We start from the raw sequence: 19,753 nt of genomic DNA on the forward strand, positions 1-19,753 counted from the left end.
ATGCGTCGCTGGGGTACCGAACGCGTTGTCGGTCTGCATGACCCGCAGGTCAACGAAGCTCACCTGGAATCCACGGGCCTGCCGGCGGACAGCCGCCTGCGGCTGCTCAGCTTCAATATCCAGGTGGGTATCAGTACCGAGAAGTACCGGCACTACCTCACCCGTGGCTGGCAGCACTTGCTGCCCCACAACGGGCGGGCCGGCAACCTGCAGAAGATCGGCGACCTGTTGGGCGACTTCGATCTGGTCGCCCTGCAGGAAGCCGACGGCGGCAGCATTCGCTCCGGCTACATCAACCAGGTGGAACACCTGGCCCAGTTGGGTGCATTTCCCTACTGGTATCAGCAACTCAATCGCAACCTCGGGCGTCTGGCGCAGCACAGCAACGGCGTGCTCAGTCGCCTGAAGCCATCGGCCATCGAAGATCACCCATTGCCGGGCCCCAAGGGTCGTGGCGCGATCCTCGTGCGTTTTGGCGAAGGTTCGGAAGCCCTGGTGGTGGTGATGATGCACCTGGCGCTCGGGGGGCGGACCCGCAACCTGCAGTTGGCCTACGTGCGTGAGTTGATTGGCGGCTACAAGCATCAGGTGTTGATGGGGGACATGAACACCCATGCCATCGACCTGCTGCAGAATTCCCCGTTGCGTGACCTTGGGTTGCTGGCGCCGCAAGTCGAAGCCACGTTCCCCAGCTGGCGCCCGCAACGCTGTCTTGACCACATCCTGCTCAGTCCGACCCTCACGCTTGAAAGTGTGCAGGTGCTGGCGCAGCCCATCTCCGATCACCTGCCGGTCGCGGTAGAGATTCGTCTGCCGGGTTCGCTCACGGTGGATGCATTGCCCGCGTTGAGCCCCGGCCCTCGCGGACCCCTTGCATGAGCGACGAAGCCCAGCGCTGGAAAGAGAAATACCTTAAAAGCATCGATCAACAAGACAAACTCGAACGCCGCTGGGCCGCCCGCCTCGACCTGCTGCGCCGAGGCTTGGTGCGCAGTACGTTGGCCGCTGAAGGTACCGACCGCGCGGTCGATCAATGCATGAAGGAAATGCGCGACGTGGTGCGCAGCGACGACATGGATGCCGCCCTCGCCGCATTGCTGCCGCGCCTGGAAAAAGCCGTACTGGATTCGGAGCAGCGTCGCGAAACCCGGATTGACCAGATGAGCAGCGCGCTCACGGCCCTGGTTGCGCAGTTGCAGAAACTGCCGCTGCCCCGCGAGGTGGCCCGCCCGTTGAAAACCTTCGCCAAGCAGCTGGATAGCCGCGTGGGTCAGGCGCGCGAGATCCCGCTGTTGCTCAGTGAGTTGAGTAACCTGCAAGGGCAGGCGTTGAATAACCTGGAACCGGACGGCGAAACCCCACGCCCCGGTCCCGGCCTGCTGCAGCGTCTGTTTGGTGCCAAGGAAGTTGCGAGTGAGGCGCCGACCGGCGAGCCCGCGCCGCCGCCTTCTGCGCCCTCTGCGCCCGCCGCCGCCAGGCCGGTGCCCGAACCCGTCGCCGAAGCGGCACCGCCGCCCCAGTCCGACGAGTTGGCCCAGGCCCTGCGGGCGTTCGCGCCGTTGCCGCAAGGCTCGGCCCCGCCCCCGCCGGAACCGCCGGAACCGGTGGCGGCAGCCAAGGTGGCCACGGCGGCCGAGGTCGTGAGCCCGGTCGTCGCCCCCGAAGCCGCGCCCCAGCCCGTGCCGATCGCCCGGCCCGTCGAAGTGGCGGCGCCTGCCGCGCTTCCAGCAGCGGCGCCAGAACCTGGCGCCGAAAGTGCACTCGCCGCGCTTATCGAACCACCGCCGGTTCAGGTCGATGCACCGCAACAAACCGTCATCGGCAGCCTGTCACTGCCGCCGGTGCTGGACGCGCCGGACCCGGACGAGCTGCTGGCGGACGCAATCTACGCCCTGCCCGATTCGCCGGAGCCGTCCTACAGCTCCGTGGCCAAACACATTGAAGACACCTTGCTTGGCCTGCTGGAAGACCTGTCCCTGCCCGAGCGCCACCGGCCCCAGGCCGAAGCCATGCGCGAGCGCCTGGCCCATGGTTTGAACTGGTACGAACTGCTGCCGATCCTCGATGACCTGGCCACGCTGATGCTGGCGATCACCGACAGCGGCCAGCATGAGTTCGAGGCCTACCTCAAGCAGCTCAACGAACGCCTCGAAGCATTCCAGGGCCATCTGCAGACGGCCAGCGAAGGCTATGCCGACAGTCGCTCGGCCGCCCGTGAGCTGGACACGCAAATCCGCGAACAGGTCGACGGCCTGCAAAACAGTGTGCAGGGCGCCGCCGACCTGGACAGCCTCAAGCAGGTATTGGAAAGCCACCTTGAAGGCCTGCTCGGCACCATGGACCAGCACCAGCAGCAGCGTGACCTGCGCGAGCAGGAAGTGGCGGAGCGCTTGAAAGGGCTCGCCGAACGCGTCGCCAATATGGAGCAGGAGGCCCAGGGTTATCGCGATCACCTCGAAGTGCAGCGCCAGAAAGCGCTGGTCGATCCGCTTACCGGCTTGCCCAACCGTGCCGCGTGGAGCGAGCGCCTGGACCATGAGGTCAACCTCTGGCATCAGCGCGGCAACAGCCTGTCGCTGGCGATGCTGGACCTCGATCACTTCAAGCGTATCAACGACGGTTACGGGCACCTGGCCGGGGACAAAGTGCTGAAAATCATTGCCAGCGTGCTGCGCAAGCGCCTGCGCCCCGGCGACTTCATTGCGCGCTTCGGCGGCGAAGAGTTTGTGTTGCTGATGCCCGACTCACCCCTGGCGAATGCCCTGAGCGCTGGCGAAGTGCTGCGCGCGGCGATTGAAGTCTGCCCGTTCCACTTCAAGGGCGAGCCGGTGACGATCACGGTGTCGATGGGCGTGGCGCAGTTCCAGCCCGGCGAGCGCAGCGACCTGGCGCTCAAGCGCGCCGACGAGGCGTTGTACCGGGCCAAGGCAGCGGGACGTAACCGGGTGCAGGCGGCCTAAAAGATGTTCCATTTTGTAATTTGACGTTCGGGCCACAAACGGTACGTTACACTGTTGCATTATCGTCTTCAGCGTAACGTTATCCGCCATGAAATCCGTGTACTTCGCCTTTGTGTTCCTCCTGCTCAGCGGCTGCGCCAGCGGCCCGCGCCTGGATACCAGCCACCCTTCGGTCAACCATGACAACCGCGTGCAGTTCGTGGTCGTCCATTACACCTCGACCAACCTCGAACGCTCCCTGGCGCTGCTGACCCATGGTCAGGTCAGCAGCCATTACCTGATCGGCGACGACGCTTCGGGCACCATCTACAAGCTGGTGGATGAAAGCCAGCGCGCCTGGCATGCTGGGGAAAGCGAGTGGATGGGCCGCACCTGGCTGAACTCCAGCTCCATCGGGATCGAGATCGTCAACCCAGGGTTCCGCGACACGCCGACGGGCCGCGTGTGGTACCCGTATTCCGAAGCGCAGGTGAAATCCCTGGAGGTGTTGCTCAAGGACATCAGCACGCGCAACGGCATCGACCCCCGAAACATCATCGGTCACAGCGACATCGCGCCGCTGCGCAAGCTGGACCCGGGGCCGTTGTTCCCATGGAAGCGCCTGGCCGAGAAAGGCCTGGGCGTCTGGCCCGACGCGCAGGCAGTGGCACGCTTCCAGGCGCAGTACGCCACGGACCTGCCGAGCATCACCTGGTTCCAGGAAGCGTTGGCGCACCTGGGCTACCAGACGCCGCAGACCGGTGAGCTGGACGTCGCCACGCGCCATGTGCTCGCCGCGTTCCAGATGCACTTCCGCCCTGCGCTGTTCGATGGCACGCCGGATGCCGAGAGTGCCGCGATCCTGCGTGCCCTCGACCGGCGTTAATCGCTACAGCGGCAACGCCATGTAGAACTGCGTGCCCTGCCCCGGCCGCGAATACACGCCCATGCGGCCACCGTGCAGTTGCACGATCTCCTTGCACAGCGCCAGCCCCAGGCCGGCGCCGCCTTTCTTGCGACCCACCTGCACGAAGGGTTCGAAGATGCGCCCTTGTTGGCCATAGGCGATACCTTCGCCGTTGTCCTCGACGCTGATGATCACCCGCTCGCCATGGCGCCGTGCCTGCAGACGGATCTGCCCGCCCTCGGCGGTATGGCGCAGGGCGTTGCCCAACAGGTTGTCGAGCACGCGTTCCAGTTGCGCCTGGTCGGCATACAGCCGAGGCAGGTCGGGCTGGGCTTCTACCAGCAGTTCGATGTGTTGTGCATTCGCCGGCTCGGCAAAGCGCGCCCGTGCGTGCTCCAGCAGGTCGGTGACATCGCACGCGGCCAGGGTGAGTTTCTGCAGGCCGTTCTGGTAGCGCGAAAAGTTGAGCAGGTCATTGATCAACTGCATCAGGCGCTGCATTTCTTCATTGACCGTATCCAGCAGGTCCGCTTCACGGGACTCCGCAGGAAACTTCGCGCGTTCGCGGAACAAACCGAAGGCCATGTGCATACCGGTCACCGGCGTGCGCAGTTCGTGGGAGGCGCGCAACACGAACTCGCTGCGTACCCGTTCAAAGGCGCGCTGTTCGGTGACGTCATGCAGCACCATCACGGCACCGAGGATATGCCCCTGGGTGTGGCTCACCGGCGTCAGGCTGTAGGTCAGCAGGCGCAGTTCGCCCTCGACTTCCACTTCCAAGTCGTCCGGCGCGCGCTCCAGGCTGCCGCCGCGCAGCACCAGTTGCAACTGATCGTCCATTTCCGGGCGACCCAGCGCCTCGCCCAGGCCCTGGCCGAGACGTTCCTCGTCCCAGCCCAACTGGCGCTGTGCCACTGGGTTGAGGTGCTCCAGGCGGCCTTGCCGGTCAATCATCAACAGGCCGTCGTCGATACTGTCGAGCACCGCCTGCAGGCGCTGCTGGCCGGCGAGCAACTCATCGATATTGGTTGCCTGATGCTGGCGCAAGGCTTCGGCCATGATGCCGAAGCGCCGGGTCAGTTGGTTCATTTCCGCTGCCGAAGAAATGGGCAGGGTCACTTCGAAATCGCCTTGCCCGATCTTGTCGGCGGCCTTGGCCAGTGCTTCGATCGGCCCGCCAAACCGTCGGGCGATGCCATGGGCGGTAACAAAACCGATGATCAACACCGCGAGGCCAACCAACCCCAGCAGCCCGGCGATCAACAAGGCGCGCTCGCGGGATTTATGTTCGCTGGCGCTGATGTTTTCCAAGGCCTGCTTGTGCTCGGCGATCAGGCCGTTGCGCAGGACATTGAAGGTTTCGGTGATTTTCTCTTTGCTGCCGGGCGGTGGGGACGCTTGTTGAGACTCGTCAAAAGCCGCCAGGAAGCGCTGATAGTCGGCCCGGGCCCGGCTGAAACCGCCGCTGTTCCCGTCGCGCTGTTCATGCGCAATGCCTTGGTCGAGCAGCTCGAAGTAACGCTGTTCGGACGCTTGCAGCGCCTCGGGATTGGGGCGCTGTTCGAGCATCATCATCAACTGATCGCCCAGGCTCTGGCGCAGTTTGAGTCCCAGGTCGAGGGTGATGAAGTTGCTGCGGATCGACGACTCCTGGGTCTTGGCCATCTGCATCACGCTTACCAGGCCCAGGATCAACCCCAGCAGGGCGACGGTGATCAGCGCTGAGATACTCAGGAATAACCGAGTGCGCAATGTCATCGCTAACTTCATAGGGTGCCGCTCACAGGTTGTACTGTTTGCGTTTGCGGTACAGCGTCGACGCGTCGATGCCCAGGGTGCGGGCCGCCTGATCCAGGGTGTCGCTGGTGGCAAGTACCGCGCCGATATGCGCTTTTTCCAGCTCGTCCAGGCTCAACGCTGCACCGATACGGGGGGCATTGTTGGTCGGCTGTTCGGCCATCCCGAGGTGGCTGATTTCGACTTTTTCCTGCGGGCAGATAATGCTCGCGCGCTCCACCACGTTGCGCAGCTCACGGATATTGCCCGGCCAGCGGTAGTTGAGCAGCGCTTCGCGTGCCTCATCGCTGAAGCCCCGCGCCGGTCGGGCGTATTCCTTGACGAAGCGGGCGAGGAAGCGGTCGGCCAAGGCCAAGATGTCTTCGCTGCGTTCGCGCAACGGCGGCAGGTGCAAGGTGATGACGTTGAGGCGGTACAGCAAGTCTTCGCGGAAGCGGCCGTCGCGCACCATGTCTTCGAGATTCAGGTTGGTGGCCGCGAGGATGCGTACATCGGCGCGCCGGGTGACCGGGTCGCCCACGCGCTCGTATTCCTTGTCCTGGATAAAACGCAGCAACTTGGGTTGCAGAGTGAGGGGAAAGTCGCCGATCTCGTCGAGAAACAGCGTGCCGCCATCCGCCTGGTTGACCCGGCCCAAGGTGCTTTCGCTGGCGCCGGTAAAGGCTCCGCGGCTATGGCCGAACAGTTCGCTTTCCATCAGCTCCGCCGTCAGCGACGGGCAGTTGATGGTGACGCAGGATTTCTTCGAGCGCTTGCTCCAGCCATGAATGGCCCGCGCCAGCTCGCCTTTACCGGTGCCGGACTCGCCGAGGATGAGGATGTTGGCGTCAGTCCCGGCCACTTGGCGCGCAGTTTCCAGCACCGCCATCATCGCCGGGCTGTGGGAGTCGAGACCGTCTTTCGGTTGGCGCACTTCGCCTTCCAGTGCTTCCAGGCGCGCGGAGAGCTGGCGCACTTCCAGCTGTTTGGCGGTGGCCAGGCGCAGTTGGTCGGGGCTGCACGGTTTGACCAGATAATCAGCCGCGCCGGCCTGGATGGCATCCACCGCGGTGTCGACGGCGGAATGCGCGGTCACAATCACCACGCGCATCCACGGCGCCTGGATACGCATCTGCGCCAACACATCCAGGCCGTTGTCCTCGCCCAGGCGCAGGTCGAGGAAGCACAGGTCGAACACCTGGCGTTGCATCAAGGCATCGGCCTGGGCGGCGCTGTTGGCGGTGGCTACGGTGTAGCCCTCATCTTCCAGGCAATAACGGAAGGTACGAAGGATTGCGGATTCGTCGTCCACCAAAAGAATGCGGCCTTGAAGTTCCTTGGCTGATTCCATCTGTCCCGCGCTCCTTAATATGAATGATGGTGTTTAGTCCCGGAATAATCGGGCAAGTTGCATGGTTCATTCTGATCGATAAAACGCAACGTCGTGCAGCTATCTGCCTGCATTCCTACAAAGCCTGCGCCCAATGGCGTTTTCATGCCTTCTTGCCACTTCGGCAACGCGCGATTGGTTTTCTATCCGTCGATCCGACCGCTGGCGATCGTGCATTTCGCACGGCGCCCAGGCGGCCATCGTGCAGGATGCTGGGCTTTGCTCCGGCCGTATATATCTAACTGATTGATTTAGTTGAATATTATTTTGTAAAAAAACTGGCATGCGCTCTGCAATAGCTCTCCTAACGAATAATCAAAATGCGGGAGAAAGCAGCATGACTCGCCCAAGCCTCAGCTCACTGCATGTATCGCCACTGCGCTTGCAACAAGGCCTGTTTGCCAGCCTGGCCTTGATGGTCACGTTGATTGGCGGCCAGCAGCTGCAGCATTGGCAGCAGAGTCAGCAGCAAACCCCGCATTTCGAACGTCCGGCGATGACCCAGACCCACTTTCGTTCCATTGATAGCCGTTCCGTTGGCAGCGTTTCTGCCGATGTAACCGTTCCCCAACTGCGGATGGTTGACCAGGCGTCTGCCCTGAATGAACTGCCATCCCAGGAACGTTGGGTGTTCTAGGCAATAAAAGGTCGCTTGAGTTGAGCGATTGCACGGCAGTACCGCTGTCACCCCCTATAAAAGCGTAAGGAGAATCACCATGTTGAGTTGGGCAATCACATTTCTGATCATCGCCATTGTGGCTGCAGTCCTGGGCTTCGGTGGTATCGCGGGCACCGCCACGGGTATCGCCAAGATCCTGTTTGTGGTCTTCCTGGTGATGTTCATCGCTTCGTTCTTCTTTGGTCGTCGTGGCCGAGGCTGAATATGACCCGTTTGTCCCTCAAAACCATGGCTGCCGTCCTGCTCTTGGGCGGTAGCGGCTTGGCGATGGCCGCTCACGACGGCCAGAGCCGCGCCAACGAATTGCTCGGCGCGGACCCGCAGTACCGTGAAACCTGGCAAAGCGTGGTGAAGAAAGAAGAGCGCCTGCCAGAATGGGTCATGAACCTGTCCGGCGCCGCCGAGCAAATGAATGCCGTCGAAGAAGGTGGCGACAAGTACTTGGTCGGGCCGCTCTGCGAAACCGCAGACACCTGCCGAAACAAGCGCCTGATCGTCGCCTTCAGTTACGACAAGGAAGATGCCTACGCCATGTTGGTGGAAGTCCCGGCCGGCCTGCCGGCGGACAAGTCCCCGACCCGGCACGCCGATTACCGGTTTATCGGTAAGCCGGACGCAGGCATGCAAAAGCTGCTGATGGAGCAGCTTAAGAACGATCCGAATTGGTACTAGGCTCCGTCTGATGCATTTGTCGTCTACGGGACTGGCGTCCATAGAAAGAAGCCTGTGCGCTTCTTTCTGTTTGCATCGCTCGCCAAGGGTGATGCATGACCAGGGGGCCGGGTTGCTCTGATCCTTCGCGATCGGCGCGACCTACGGGGACAGGAAGTGCCTGCGCAAGGGCCGGGTCAGGTGAAAAGCTGCGCCGCAAGTCCACCCGCTTTCGAGCTTGCTGGATTTGCGGCGCGCTTATGACGTTCATCCCCGCTTCTTATGCCGCTTATAGCCGAGAGTCTTCTTTTCGCCCGAGCCCAATCATTACTGGGTATGTCGGGGCGACCATCTATCGAGAAAATTTTGCCTGCGCTATAGGACATTTCAGACAACAGGCCCCTGAATACACAGGCATTTTCGCGAATGCCCTGAGGTCTCCTGAATCTCTGAGCGAGCCTGATTTGACCGGTTCACGGCATATTCACCGGGCAACATGTCGCATTTGAACTGACCGTTCGGACAGTTATTCTTAAAAAAAGCCATGCCGATTCGGCATGGGGTAGGCGTTTACGGCATTAGACGTCGCCCCCTTGCATGGGAATAGTTGCGCCTTTTTTCGCCTGCCAGTAAGCCATTTCGGCCATGCGGCGATGACTTTCTACGGAGGCAGATGCACACACTTTTTCGCTTCCGAGCGTTGCAGCTGGCGCATTTGCCTTAAGTTCACTTGAAGTAAGGGTAATGACATGAAGAAGGCAAAGCTAAGCCTCGCCTGGCAGATCCTCATCGGTTTGGTGCTAGGTATCGCAATCGGTGCCGTGCTCAACCATTTCAGTGCTGAAAAGGCCTGGTGGATCAGCAATGTGCTGCAGCCAGCGGGCGATATCTTTATCCGCCTGATCAAGATGATCGTGATCCCGATTGTGATTTCTTCGCTGATCGTCGGCATTGCCGGTGTCGGTGACGCGAAAAAGCTCGGGCGCATCGGTGTCAAAACCATCCTTTACTTCGAAATCGTCACCACCATCGCCATCGTGGTCGGCCTGTTGCTGGCCAACCTGTTCCACCCCGGTACGGGCATCGACATGAGTACCCTGGGTACCGTGGACATCTCCAAGTACCAGGCGACCGCAGCGGAAGTGCAGCATGAGCATGCGTTCGTCCAGACCATCCTCAACCTGATCCCGTCGAACATCTTTGCCGCCGTCGCGCGTGGCGAGATGCTGCCGATCATCTTCTTCTCCGTGCTGTTCGGCCTGGGCCTGTCGAGCCTCAAGCCTGAGCTGCGCGAACCGTTGGTGACGATGTTCCAGGGCGTGTCCGAGAGCATGTTCAAAGTCACCCACATGATCATGAAGTACGCGCCTATCGGTGTGTTCGCGCTGATCGCGGTGACCGTCGCCAACTTCGGCTTCGCTTCCCTGCTGCCATTGGCCAAGCTGGTGATCCTGGTTTACGTCGCCATCCTGTTCTTCGCCTTTGTGGTCCTGGGCCTGATCGCACGCCTGTTCGGCTTCTCGGTGATCAAGCTGATGCGTATCTTCAAGGATGAGCTGGTGCTGGCCTACTCCACCGCCAGTTCGGAAACCGTGCTGCCGCGTGTGATCGAGAAGATGGAAGCCTACGGCGCGCCGAAGGCCATCTGCAGCTTCGTGGTGCCGACCGGTTATTCGTTCAACCTCGATGGTTCGACCCTGTACCAGAGCATCGCGGCGATCTTTATCGCGCAGCTGTATGGCATTGATTTGTCGGTCGGCCAGCAACTGATGCTGGTGTTGACGCTGATGGTCACCTCCAAGGGCATCGCCGGTGTGCCGGGTGTGTCCTTCGTGGTGTTGCTGGCGACGCTGGGCAGCGTGGGCATTCCGTTGGAAGGCCTGGCGTTCATTGCCGGCGTCGACCGAATCATGGACATGGCGCGTACCGCGCTCAACGTGATCGGCAACGCCCTGGCGGTACTGGTTATCTCCCGTTGGGAAGGCATGTACGACGATGCCAAGGGCGAGCGCTACTGGAACTCCCTGCCGCACTGGCGCACCAAGCAAGTGCTGCCGGTCGGCGAGACCAGCCGCGGCTGAGGCCAGCCTGATGCGAACAAACCCCGGGAAATCCGGGGTTTGTCGTTTCTGCCAGCCCCGCTATCATTCGCCCCATCTTTCGGGGGATTCAACTGATGCTCAATGGCCTGTGGCTTGGCTTCTTTGTCGTGGCAATGGTGTCAGCACTGGCGCAATGGCTGGTGGGCGGTAACGCCGGGATTTTTGCGGCGATGGTGGAAAGCATTTTCGCCATGGCCAAATTGTCGGTGGAGGTCATGGTGTTGCTGTTCGGCACCCTGACGTTATGGCTGGGGTTTTTGCGCATCGCCGAAAAGGCCGGGATCGTCAATTGGTTGGCCAAGGCCCTGGGCCCCCTGTTCCGCCGGCTGATGCCGGAAGTGCCGGCCGGCCACCCGGCCATCGGCCTGATCACCCTCAACTTCGCCGCCAACGGCCTGGGCCTGGACAACGCCGCCACGCCCATCGGCCTGAAAGCCATGAAGGCGTTGCAGGAACTCAACCCGATCCCCAATACCGCGAGTAACGCGCAGATTCTGTTCCTGGTGCTCAACGCGTCCTCGTTGACGCTGTTGCCGGTGACCATCTTCATGTACCGCGCCCAGCAAGGCGCGGCCGACCCGACGCTGGTGTTCCTGCCGATCCTGCTGGCCACCAGCGCGTCGACCCTGACGGGCTTGCTCTCGGTGGCGGTGATGCAGCGCCTGCGGCTGTGGGACCCGGTGGTGCTGGCCTATTTGATCCCGGGCGCACTGCTGCTGGGCGGCTTCATGGCATTGCTGGCGACCTTGTCCGCCACGGCGCTGGCCGGGCTGTCGTCGATCCTCGGTAACCTGACGCTGTTTGGTCTGATCATGCTGTTCCTGCTGGTCGGCGCGTTGCGCAAGGTGAAGGTGTACGAGGCGTTTGTCGAAGGGGCCAAAGAAGGCTTCGACGTCGCCAAGAACCTGCTGCCATACCTGGTGGCGATGCTTTGCGCGGTGGGCGTGTTGCGTGCGTCCGGCGCGCTGGACTTTGGCCTGGAAGGCATTCGTCATGTGGTGGCCTGGACCGGCCTGGACACGCGCTTCGTCGACGCGCTGCCGACCGCGATGGTCAAGCCGTTCTCCGGCAGTGCCGCACGGGCGATGTTGATCGAGACCATGCAGACCCAGGGCGTCGACAGCTTCCCGGCGTTGGTGGCGGCGACGGTTCAGGGCAGTACCGAGACCACCTTCTATGTGTTGGCGGTGTATTTCGGCTCGGTGGGCATCCAGCGGGCAAGGCATGCGGTGGGTTGTGCATTGCTGGCGGAGTTTGCTGGTGTGGTGGCGGCGATTGCGGTGTGCTACTGGTTCTTTGGTTAAGGCTTAGAGGGCTATCGGGAGCAAGCTCCCTCCCACATTTAACCGTATTCATCCTGACAAAACGCGGTTAAATGTGGGAGGGGGCTTGCCCCCGATGAGGCCCTCAGCGTTTCGGCGCAGTGTTGCCCTGCGCCACCACCCAATCCACCACCTGCTTGTTCAACTGATCCCCCGCCAGCCCAAACCCGGCCACCACCGCCGGTACTTTGTTGTCGCCGACTGGCTGGCGCACTTCAAACCGGCGGCTGGCAATGATCCGCTGATCGCTGCCGCGCACCAGCCGCGCATCCAGGCGGATCACCACCTCCACCGCGTTGCCGCGGTATTCGCTCTGGAACGCCTGCAATTGCCCGCCCAACTCGTAGTCGGCCTGCAGGTTGGTCTCGTCGCTGCTCAGCAGTGTCACCCGGCCATCGCGCTGGAAGCCATCCATGAAGCGGTTACGCAGCAGCACCGGCGCCGGGTCGCTCCAGCGTGAGTTGGCGTAGCTGCTGATCAGATCACCCTGGGGCACCACGGCAATGCGCGAGCTGTCGAGGAACTCGCTGGTCTGCGGCTTGGTCACGCGCAGCGACCAGGCTACCGGCGCCGCTTGGGTGGTCGCCGGGGCCGAGGCCAGGCGATAGACGTCGGATGGGTTGGGGCTGGGCAGGATCGAGCACGCGCTGACCAGCGCCAGGGCCACGGGGGCGATCAGTTGGTAAGCACGCTTCATGGCGTGAACTCCTTGTTCTTGTCGCTGCCCAGCAGGTAACCGCTGGGGTTGGCTTCCAGGCGGCGGGAGATGGCGCGCAGCGAACCGAGGGTTTCGCGCAGTTCGCGCACGGCCGGCGCCAGTTCGTTGAGGCCCTGCATGCCGCTGTTCACCGAGTCCTTGTTATCGGTCAGCAAGGTATTGATGGTCGCGGTGCTTTGCTCAAGGGATTTCATCGCTTGTTCGGCGCTGCCGAAGACCTGCTTGCCTTGATCGTTGAGCAGGCCGTTGGCATTGCGCATCAGCGCAGTGGTCTGCTCCAGGGCGGCACCGGCCTGCTTGCTGACCTGCATCAGTTGCTGCATCACCACCTTGATATCACCGCGCTGCTCGGCAATCGCGCCGGTGGTTTGTTCCAGGTGGTCCAGGGTGTTGCTGATGCGCTCGACATTCTGCGCGGAGAACATTTCGTTGGCGTTGTGCAGCAGCAGGTTGATGCTGGTCATCAGGTCGTTGCTGTTGGTCAGCAACCGCGCGATTGGCGATGGCGAGGCAATGATCTCCGGCAGGTTGCCGTCCTTGCCCTTGAGTTTCGGGCTTTGCGGTGTGCCGCCGCTGAGCTGGATGATCGATGTGCCAGTGATGCCGGTCAGCGCCAGTTTGGCCTGGGTGTCTTCCTTGATCGGCGTCTGCCCGGAGAGGCGGATGCGCGCGAGCACGCGGCGCGGGTCTTTGGGGTCCAGGCGCAGGCTGATGACATCGCCCACCTTGATCCCGCTGTACTGCACCGAGCTGCCCTGGGACAGGCCGCTGACCGCCTCGTTGAAAATCACTTCGTAATCCTGGAACGCGGTGTCGACGCTGGACTTGGCCAGCCACAGGCCGAACAGCATCGCGCCGACTACCACAATCACGCTGAACAGACCGATCATCACATGATGGGCTCGGGTTTCCATGTCATACCTCGTTGAGCGGTTGAGCGGCATCCAATGCCGCGCGGCCCCGGGGGCCGTGGAAATATTCGTGAATCCAGGCGTCGTCGGTTTCCGAGACGACATCGATGGCATCGGCCACCAGCACTTTCTTCTGCGCCAGCACCGCCACGCGGTCGGTGATGGTGTACAGCGTGTCCAGGTCATGGGTGACCAGGAACACACTCAAGCCCAGCGCATCGCGCAGGGTCAGGATCAGTTGGTCGAATTGCGCGGCGCCGATCGGGTCGAGCCCGGCGGTGGGTTCGTCGAGGAACAGGATGTCCGGGTCCAGCGCCAGGGCACGGGCCAGGGCTGCACGCTTGATCATGCCGCCGGACAGCGACGCCGGGTATTTGTCGGCCGCCGACAACGGCAACCCGGCCAGGGCCAGTTTGACCGCAGCCAGGTGCTCGGCGTCGGCGCGGCTCAGGCCGGCGTGTTCGATCAGCGGCAGCGCGACGTTCTCGATCACCGTCAGCGAGGAAAACAGCGCGCCCTTCTGGAACAGTACGCCAAAGCGTCGTTCCACCAGGGAGCGCTCATGCTCTGGCAGGTTCGACAAGTCCTTGCCGAATACCCGTACCTCGCCTGCGCTGGGCTGGCGCAGGCCGACGATGCTGCGCAACAGCACCGACTTGCCGCTGCCGGAACCGCCGACCACGGCGAGGATTTCGCCCTTGTACAGATCCAGGTCGAGGTTTTCATGCACGCTCTGGCTGCCAAAGCGATTGCACAGCCCACGGACTTCGATCACCGCCTCGCTGGGCGCTCGGGGTCGGCGACTCACCAGCTCATCTCCATGAAGAACAGCGCGGCGACTGCATCGAGCACGATCACCACAAAAATCGATTGCACCACGCTGGAGGTGGTATGGGCGCCGACCGACTCGGCGCTGCCGCTGACCTTGAAGCCTTCCAGGCAACCGATGGCGGCGATCAGGAAGGCGAAGAACGGCGCTTTCACCATGCCCACCAGGAAATGCTTCACGCCAATGTCCGACTGCAGCAGCGAGAGGAACATCGCCGGTGAAATATCCAGGGTCAGCGCACACACCACCCCGCCGCCGACAATCCCCGAGAGCATCGCCAGGAACGTCAGCATCGGCAGCGACACCAGCAGTGCCAGTACCCGGGGCAATACCAGCAGCTCCATCGGGTCCAGGCCCAGGGTGCGGATTGCGTCGATTTCCTCGTTGGCCTTCATCGAGCCGATTTGTGCGGTAAAGGCACTGGCGGTGCGGCCGGCGATCAGGATCGCGGTGAGCAAGACGCCGAATTCCCGTAGGAAGGAGAACGCCACCAGGTCCACGGTGAAAATCGTCGCGCCAAAGCTCTTGAGTACCGTGGCGCCAAGGAATGCCACCACGGCGCCCACCAGAAACGTCAGCAAGGCGACGATGGGCGCGGCGTCGAGGCCGGTCTGTTCGATATGCGCAACCATCGGCGTCACGCGCCAGCGCTTGGGCCGGAAAATGCTGCGGGCGAAGGTTTCCAGGATCAGGCCGATAAAGCCCAGCAGTTGCTTGCTGTCCAGCCACACTGTGTCCACCGCGGCACCGATGCGCGCCAGCAACTGGATGCCGACGGCTTCTTCCGGCGCTTTTTCCGGTACGCAGAAATCGTTCAGGGAGCGGTAGACGGTCTTGAGCAGCGCGCGGTCGGCGGCGGACAGGCTGCAATCGGTCTGCTCGGCGGATTGCTCGATGCGGTCCGGGCCCAGCAGCTCCACCAACAGTGAGGCGCCGGCTGTGTCGAGGGCGCCGAGGCCATTGAGGTCGATGCGGGCGCCGGCGTCGTATTGGCCGTCGAGTTTGTCCGACAGCTTCTTCAGGTTTGTGTAGTGGGCAAGCGTCCAGTCCCCCGTAATCCTGAGTAACGGGGGGGCGGTGGACGTATCGAGGTGGGCTGTGCCGGCCGAGGTACGAGTGGTCATAAGCTCCGAGCTTGTCTGGCTATCCACAATGCCTACGTAATAGCACGATACAGCTTACTTTGGGTTGTCCGTTTGTGCTGTGTCAGTCACTTTGAAGCGCAGCACACCGATCACCTGCCCGTCCTCGGTCAGCACCCGGACTTGCCAGCGCCCCACGGAGTCGGCCGGGAAGTTCTGCTTGTGGGTCCAGGCGCGGTAGCCTTCCTTGCGCCCGCCGTGGATATCCAGGGCGATGCGGTCGACTTCCTGGCCGTTGAATTTCCACACATGGTAGATCCGCTCATCCAGCCCGCGCGGGGCATTGATCGCGGTATAGGCATACAGCCCGCCGCTGCGCAGTTGGGCGGCGCTGACCTCTTTGAGATCGTCGCCGGGTGTGCGGTCTTGCAACTGGGTGCTGATCGCCACTTCGGTCATCCACAAGGTGGCCGGTGGAACCCAACTGCGTAGGAACCATCCGGCGCAGCCAATCGCGGCCGTGACCCCGAGCAGCATCGCCCAGCCTTTGACGCTGCGCAGCGGCAGGCTTACGGCCAGGCTCGGGATCGACAGGACCATGGCCACGCCGAGGGCCAGCTTGTAACTCTCGGCGGTGGTCAGGTGCAGGATGATCGGCAGCGCGGTGAGCAGCGCGGCGAACAGGGTCAAGGTGTGCAAGGCGAGGAACAGCGAGCGTTTGGGCGCCAGCCACTTGTAATACAGCGGGTCGGTGATTGACACCAGCGCCGCCGCGCCGAGCAGCCCGGTGAAGATCGATTGGCCGCTGTTCCAGGTGGTGGTGATGAAAAAGAACGGCAGCACGAAAAACAGACTTTCCTGGTGGATCATCTGGGTGGCGTAGCGCAGCAGCGGTTCGGGGATCTCGCGCTTGAAGAGTTTGGTGAACAGCTGGGTAAAGCTGTTTTCCAGCATCAGCCACAGCCAGCTCACCAGCATGATCACCGCGATCCAGCTGGCCATGCCCTGCTGGCGGTCCACCAGGATGAAGCTGCTCACCCCCGAGATGAAACCGCCGAGTGCAATCACCCCTGGGTAGCGCTTCATCAGTTCGAGGATGCGCTGGATGTAGTGGTTCAGGTTCGGCATTCGGCGGTCACAGTCTTTGTAGGAAAAATCCCAGACAGAATAACGTCTTAGCCCAGGGTGCGGTGCCTCATTACGCGATCCGTTTGCGATAACTGCGCACGCCGATCACTCCAATCGCGATCAGCCCGAGCACACCGGCGCCGATCCAGTTCAGCATGTCGTAGCTCAGCAGTGGTTTCTCGATGCGCCAGTAGCCCGGCTGCTTGAAGAGTTGGCGCATGGCCTGGTTGGTCTGCGTCAGGCTCACGGCCTTGATGCGTTTGACCGGGTCGCTGAAGTGACCGTTGTCGTAGTCGCCCGAGGCGCTCCAGTAATAGTCGGCCAGCGCGCTGTTGCCCTGCACGGCCCAGGCCTGGCGTGCGATGGCGGCGTTTTGCAGGCGGGCGAATGCCGCCGGGTCGAGGCCGTCCTTGAGCAGTTGGGCCGTGAGGTCTTGCAACACCTGTTCGGCTTCGGCGAGGTTTTCCCGTTCGAGGTCGGCATTCAGGCTGAGGAAACCGACGCCGCCGAGCACTTCGCGTTCGCTCCACGGGCCGTAGGACAAAGCGTGCTTGAGGCGCAGTTGGCGATACAGCGCCCAGTCGAGGTAGTCCTTGAGCAGGTTGTAGGTTTCGTCATGCTGGTCGTCGAGCACCGGCTCGGGGAACAACCAGTGCAGTTTGGCGCCGTTGCCGACCCAGCCATGGATCAGATCGCGGCGGTTGGCGGCGGCGTGCTGGATTTCCGGCAGGGCCAGATGCTCGGTGGGCTCGACCGGGACAAGTTGGCCATAAGTGCGTTCCAGATAGGCCGGCAGCAGTTTGTCGAGGTCGCCGACGATGATCAGCGTCATGTTGTTGGGGGCGTACCAGTTTTTGCGCAGTTGCTCCAACTGGTCGCGGGTCAACTGGCCGGCCTCGGCGCGTTCGGCGCACTTGAGGCCCAGTTCGACCGCCAATTGGTTGCTGGCGGTGTGGCCCAGGTCCTGGCGGTCCAGCAGGCGTTGCAGGTGCGAGTAATGGCCACCGTCTTCGCGCTCGACCACCTGCTTGGCGGCATTGATATGGGCATCGGTCAGTTCGGTGCGGGTGAGGATCGCCCGCAGCAGGTCCAGGACCTTACGCTGGTTTTGCGCGGGCGCCTCGATCACGAAGGTGGTGTCGGCGTTGCTGGTGTAGGCGTTCCACTCGCCGCCCAGGGCTTGCATGCGTTCTTCGAGGTCGCCTTCGCCGCCGCCGTCGATACCGCTGAACAACAAGTGTTCGAGCAGGTGCGGTAGTTCCTTGTCTTCGCAACGGAAGTCATCCAGGCCCACGCCGACCACCAGGCGAATCGCCACATGCCCGCGTTCGGTGCCCGGTTTGAGCAGCAGCTGCAGGCCGTTGGGCAAGGTGTAACCCTCGACGTGCAGGCGGTCAAAGGCAAAGGCATGTGCAGAGCCCATGAGCAGGCAGGCGAGTAACAGGCGACGCATAACTGGCTTCCTGGCGAGTGAGGTCAGTGATAACTGACTTCAGCGGCCGTCTTACGTTCAGGGCGAATGTGTGATGTCGGCAATATCTTCGGCGGACAGCGCGCCGGTGTCGGACGTTTCCAAGACTACATAAGCACTGCTGCAAAACAATGAGTTCAAGCGTTTCATGTCGGCAATCAGTTCCAAATGCAGGGAACTGGTCTCCAGGCTCTGTACGATCTTGCGTTGCAGGCGACTGACGTGGGCATGGGCCAGGCGCCGCTCCTGGGCGCGGAAGCGGCGTTTCTCGCGCAGCAATTGGCGCGCGCTTTCCGGGTCGGCACTGAGGAATACCGACAGGCCCAGGCGCAGGTTGGCAATCAGTTGGCTGTGCAGGCCGGTGAGTTCTTCCAGGCCCACTTCGGAGAACTGGCGACGCTGGGACGTTTTCTGCTGCTGGACTTTGCGCAGCATGCGTTCGATCAGGTCGCCGGCCAGTTTCAGGTTGATCGACAGCTCGATGATCTCGGCCCAGCGGCGGTTGTCCTGTTCGCTGAGGTCTTCGCGGGGCATTTGCGCCAGGTAGAGTTTGATCGCGCTGTAGAGCGCCTCGACGTCGTCGCTGAGGCTGCGCATTTCCTGGGTGATGGCCGTCTGTTTGCCGCGCAGCACTTCGAGCATCGCGGTGAGCATGTTGTCGATCAGGTCGCCCAGGCGCAGGGTTTCCCGCACCGCGTTGGCCAGCGCCAGGCTTGGCGTGGCCAGGGCGGCGAGGTCCAGGTGGCGCGGCGTGGCCTTGCCGTTGGCCTCTTCCCGTTCGGGCAGCAACCACGCGCAGACCCGGGCCATCGGGCCGATGCTCGGTAGCAGGATCAGGCAGCGACTGACGTTGTAGAGCAGGTGGAAGCTGATGACCATGCCTTGGGCGCTGTAATCCAGGCCGTCCATCCACAACACGAGCGGGTCGAGCACCGGGATGATCAGCAACAGGCCGATCAATTTGTACAACAGGCTGCCCAGGGCCACCTGGCGTCCGGCGGCGTTCTGCATGTTGGTGCTGAGGAAGGCCAGCACGCCGCTGCCGATGTTGGCGCCGATCACCAGGCCGATGGCCACGTGCAAGCCGATCACTCCGGCGCCGGCCAGGGTGGCGGTCAGCAGTACGGCGGCGAGGCTGGAGTAGGAAATCATCGCGAACAACGCGCCGACCAGCGCATCGAGCAGGATGTCGCCGGTCAGTGAGGCGAACAGCACCTTCACGCCCTGTGCGTGGGTAATCGGCCCGGCGGCTTCGACGATCAACTGCAGGGCGAGGATGATCAGCCCGAGGCCGATCCCGACCCGACCCAATTGCCCGGCCCGTGTCTGCTTGCGCGAGAGGAAGAAGATCACCCCGAGAAAGATCAGCAGCGGCGACAGCCAGGACAGGTCCAGGGTGAGCACCCGGGCCATCAGCGCCGTCCCGACGTCGGCGCCGAGCATGGTCGCCAGGGCAGGCATCAGCCCCATCAGGCCCTGGCCGACAAACGATGTGACCAGCATGGCGGTGGCGTTGCTGCTCTGCACCATGGCCGTTACCAGGATACCGGCGACGAACGCCAGCCAGCGCTTGGACATGTTTTGCCCGATGACGTGGCGCAGGTTGGAACCGTAGACCCGCAGGATGCCGGTACGGACGATATGCGTGCCCCAGATCAACAGGGTCACGGCGGAAAGCAGATTGAGCAAGGTCAGCATGCTCGGCCCCCCGTGTGGGTGGGCTCCAACAGGAGCCAATGAGAATTGCCGCGTGCCGTTCTACGTCTTGTACTTAAGCTGTAGTTGGCGAAAGGGCTGTGCGCCAGCATCGCATAGCTAAAGTCGGGTTTGAAACAAAACTGTCATGAA

The 19,753-nt window shown here is 62.4% G+C and carries 17 protein-coding genes; 8 read left to right on the forward strand and 9 right to left on the reverse strand.

From position 1 onward, the window contains the following. From PverR02_RS00460 to PverR02_RS00470, 3 genes are all read left to right on the forward strand, one after another. Positions 1-879 (forward strand): endonuclease/exonuclease/phosphatase family protein, encoded by an 879-nt coding sequence (locus tag PverR02_RS00460; RefSeq protein ID WP_046381537.1) that lies wholly within the window; start codon positions 1-3, stop codon positions 877-879. Beyond that, positions 876-2,960 (forward strand): GGDEF domain-containing protein, encoded by a 2,085-nt coding sequence (locus tag PverR02_RS00465; protein WP_079442561.1) that lies wholly within the window; start codon positions 876-878, stop codon positions 2,958-2,960. The genes PverR02_RS00460 and PverR02_RS00465 overlap by 4 nt, the downstream gene beginning before the upstream one ends. An 88-nt stretch (positions 2,961-3,048) precedes the next feature. Next, positions 3,049-3,825, forward strand: a complete 777-nt coding sequence (locus PverR02_RS00470) for an N-acetylmuramoyl-L-alanine amidase (RefSeq protein WP_017849033.1) — start codon at positions 3,049-3,051, stop codon at positions 3,823-3,825. Positions 3,826-3,828: 3 nt separating this feature from the next. Here PverR02_RS00470 and PverR02_RS00475 read toward each other — a convergent pair whose 3' ends face one another. Both PverR02_RS00475 and algB read right to left on the reverse strand, forming a co-directional pair. Then, positions 3,829-5,616, reverse strand: coding sequence for an ATP-binding protein (locus PverR02_RS00475; protein WP_079442562.1), 1,788 nt, complete (start codon positions 5,614-5,616; stop codon positions 3,829-3,831). 10 nt (positions 5,617-5,626) lie between these two features. Further along, on the reverse strand, positions 5,627-6,973 hold the full coding sequence (algB, locus tag PverR02_RS00480) for a sigma-54-dependent response regulator transcription factor AlgB (protein WP_017849035.1): 1,347 nt from the start codon (positions 6,971-6,973) through the stop codon (positions 5,627-5,629). A 376-nt stretch (positions 6,974-7,349) separates the two neighbouring features. Here algB and PverR02_RS00485 point away from each other — a divergent pair, with 376 nt between their 5' ends. The 5 genes from PverR02_RS00485 to PverR02_RS00505 all read left to right on the forward strand — a co-directional run bounded on the left by PverR02_RS00485 (position 7,350) and on the right by PverR02_RS00505 (position 11,748). Next, a complete protein-coding gene (locus tag PverR02_RS00485; RefSeq protein ID WP_017849036.1) occupies positions 7,350-7,649 on the forward strand; it encodes a hypothetical protein in 300 nt (99 codons plus the stop codon). A 79-nt stretch (positions 7,650-7,728) separates the two neighbouring features. Next, positions 7,729-7,893, forward strand: a complete 165-nt coding sequence (locus PverR02_RS00490; protein ID WP_003170804.1) for a DUF1328 domain-containing protein — start codon at positions 7,729-7,731, stop codon at positions 7,891-7,893. A 2-nt stretch (positions 7,894-7,895) separates the two neighbouring features. Continuing rightward, positions 7,896-8,363, forward strand: a complete 468-nt coding sequence (locus tag PverR02_RS00495; protein WP_079442563.1) for an inhibitor of vertebrate lysozyme family protein — start codon at positions 7,896-7,898, stop codon at positions 8,361-8,363. Between the two features lie 728 nt (positions 8,364-9,091). Continuing rightward, on the forward strand, positions 9,092-10,423 hold the full coding sequence (gltP, locus tag PverR02_RS00500; RefSeq protein WP_046381531.1) for a glutamate/aspartate:proton symporter GltP: 1,332 nt from the start codon (positions 9,092-9,094) through the stop codon (positions 10,421-10,423). Between the two features lie 95 nt (positions 10,424-10,518). Next, positions 10,519-11,748: a nucleoside recognition domain-containing protein gene (locus PverR02_RS00505; protein ID WP_017849039.1), complete on the forward strand. Its 1,230-nt coding sequence runs from the start codon at positions 10,519-10,521 to the stop codon at positions 11,746-11,748. 103 nt (positions 11,749-11,851) lie between these two features. Here PverR02_RS00505 and PverR02_RS00510 read toward each other — a convergent pair whose 3' ends face one another. The 7 genes from PverR02_RS00510 to PverR02_RS00540 all read right to left on the reverse strand — a co-directional run bounded on the left by PverR02_RS00510 (position 11,852) and on the right by PverR02_RS00540 (position 19,603). Beyond that, positions 11,852-12,463 carry an ABC-type transport auxiliary lipoprotein family protein gene (locus PverR02_RS00510; protein ID WP_057004949.1) on the reverse strand — a complete coding sequence of 204 codons (612 nt, stop codon included), beginning with the start codon at positions 12,461-12,463 and terminating at the stop codon, positions 11,852-11,854. Next, positions 12,460-13,398, reverse strand: coding sequence for an MlaD family protein (locus PverR02_RS00515; protein ID WP_046381529.1), 939 nt, complete (start codon positions 13,396-13,398; stop codon positions 12,460-12,462). Before PverR02_RS00515 ends, PverR02_RS00510 begins: the two co-directional genes overlap by 4 nt. A 1-nt stretch (position 13,399) precedes the next feature. Further along, entirely contained in the window at positions 13,400-14,203 is an 804-nt protein-coding gene (locus PverR02_RS00520; RefSeq protein WP_079442564.1) for an ABC transporter ATP-binding protein, read from the reverse strand. Next, positions 14,200-15,348, reverse strand: coding sequence for an ABC transporter permease (locus PverR02_RS00525; RefSeq protein ID WP_017849043.1), 1,149 nt, complete (start codon positions 15,346-15,348; stop codon positions 14,200-14,202). The genes PverR02_RS00520 and PverR02_RS00525 overlap by 4 nt, the downstream gene beginning before the upstream one ends. Before the next feature lie 54 nt (positions 15,349-15,402). After that, positions 15,403-16,434: a DUF5924 family protein gene (locus PverR02_RS00530; RefSeq protein WP_017849044.1), complete on the reverse strand. Its 1,032-nt coding sequence runs from the start codon at positions 16,432-16,434 to the stop codon at positions 15,403-15,405. 70 nt (positions 16,435-16,504) lie between these two features. Next, a complete protein-coding gene (locus PverR02_RS00535; protein ID WP_079442565.1) occupies positions 16,505-17,887 on the reverse strand; it encodes a M16 family metallopeptidase in 1,383 nt (460 codons plus the stop codon). Between the two features lie 57 nt (positions 17,888-17,944). Next, positions 17,945-19,603 (reverse strand): Na/Pi cotransporter family protein, encoded by a 1,659-nt coding sequence (locus PverR02_RS00540; protein WP_079442566.1) that lies wholly within the window; start codon positions 19,601-19,603, stop codon positions 17,945-17,947. Positions 19,604-19,753 lie beyond the last annotated feature (150 nt).

Origin of the sequence: Pseudomonas veronii, from assembly GCF_002028325.1 — a bacterium.
In the GTDB taxonomy this organism is placed as follows: Bacteria; Pseudomonadota; Gammaproteobacteria; order Pseudomonadales; family Pseudomonadaceae; genus Aquipseudomonas; species Aquipseudomonas veronii.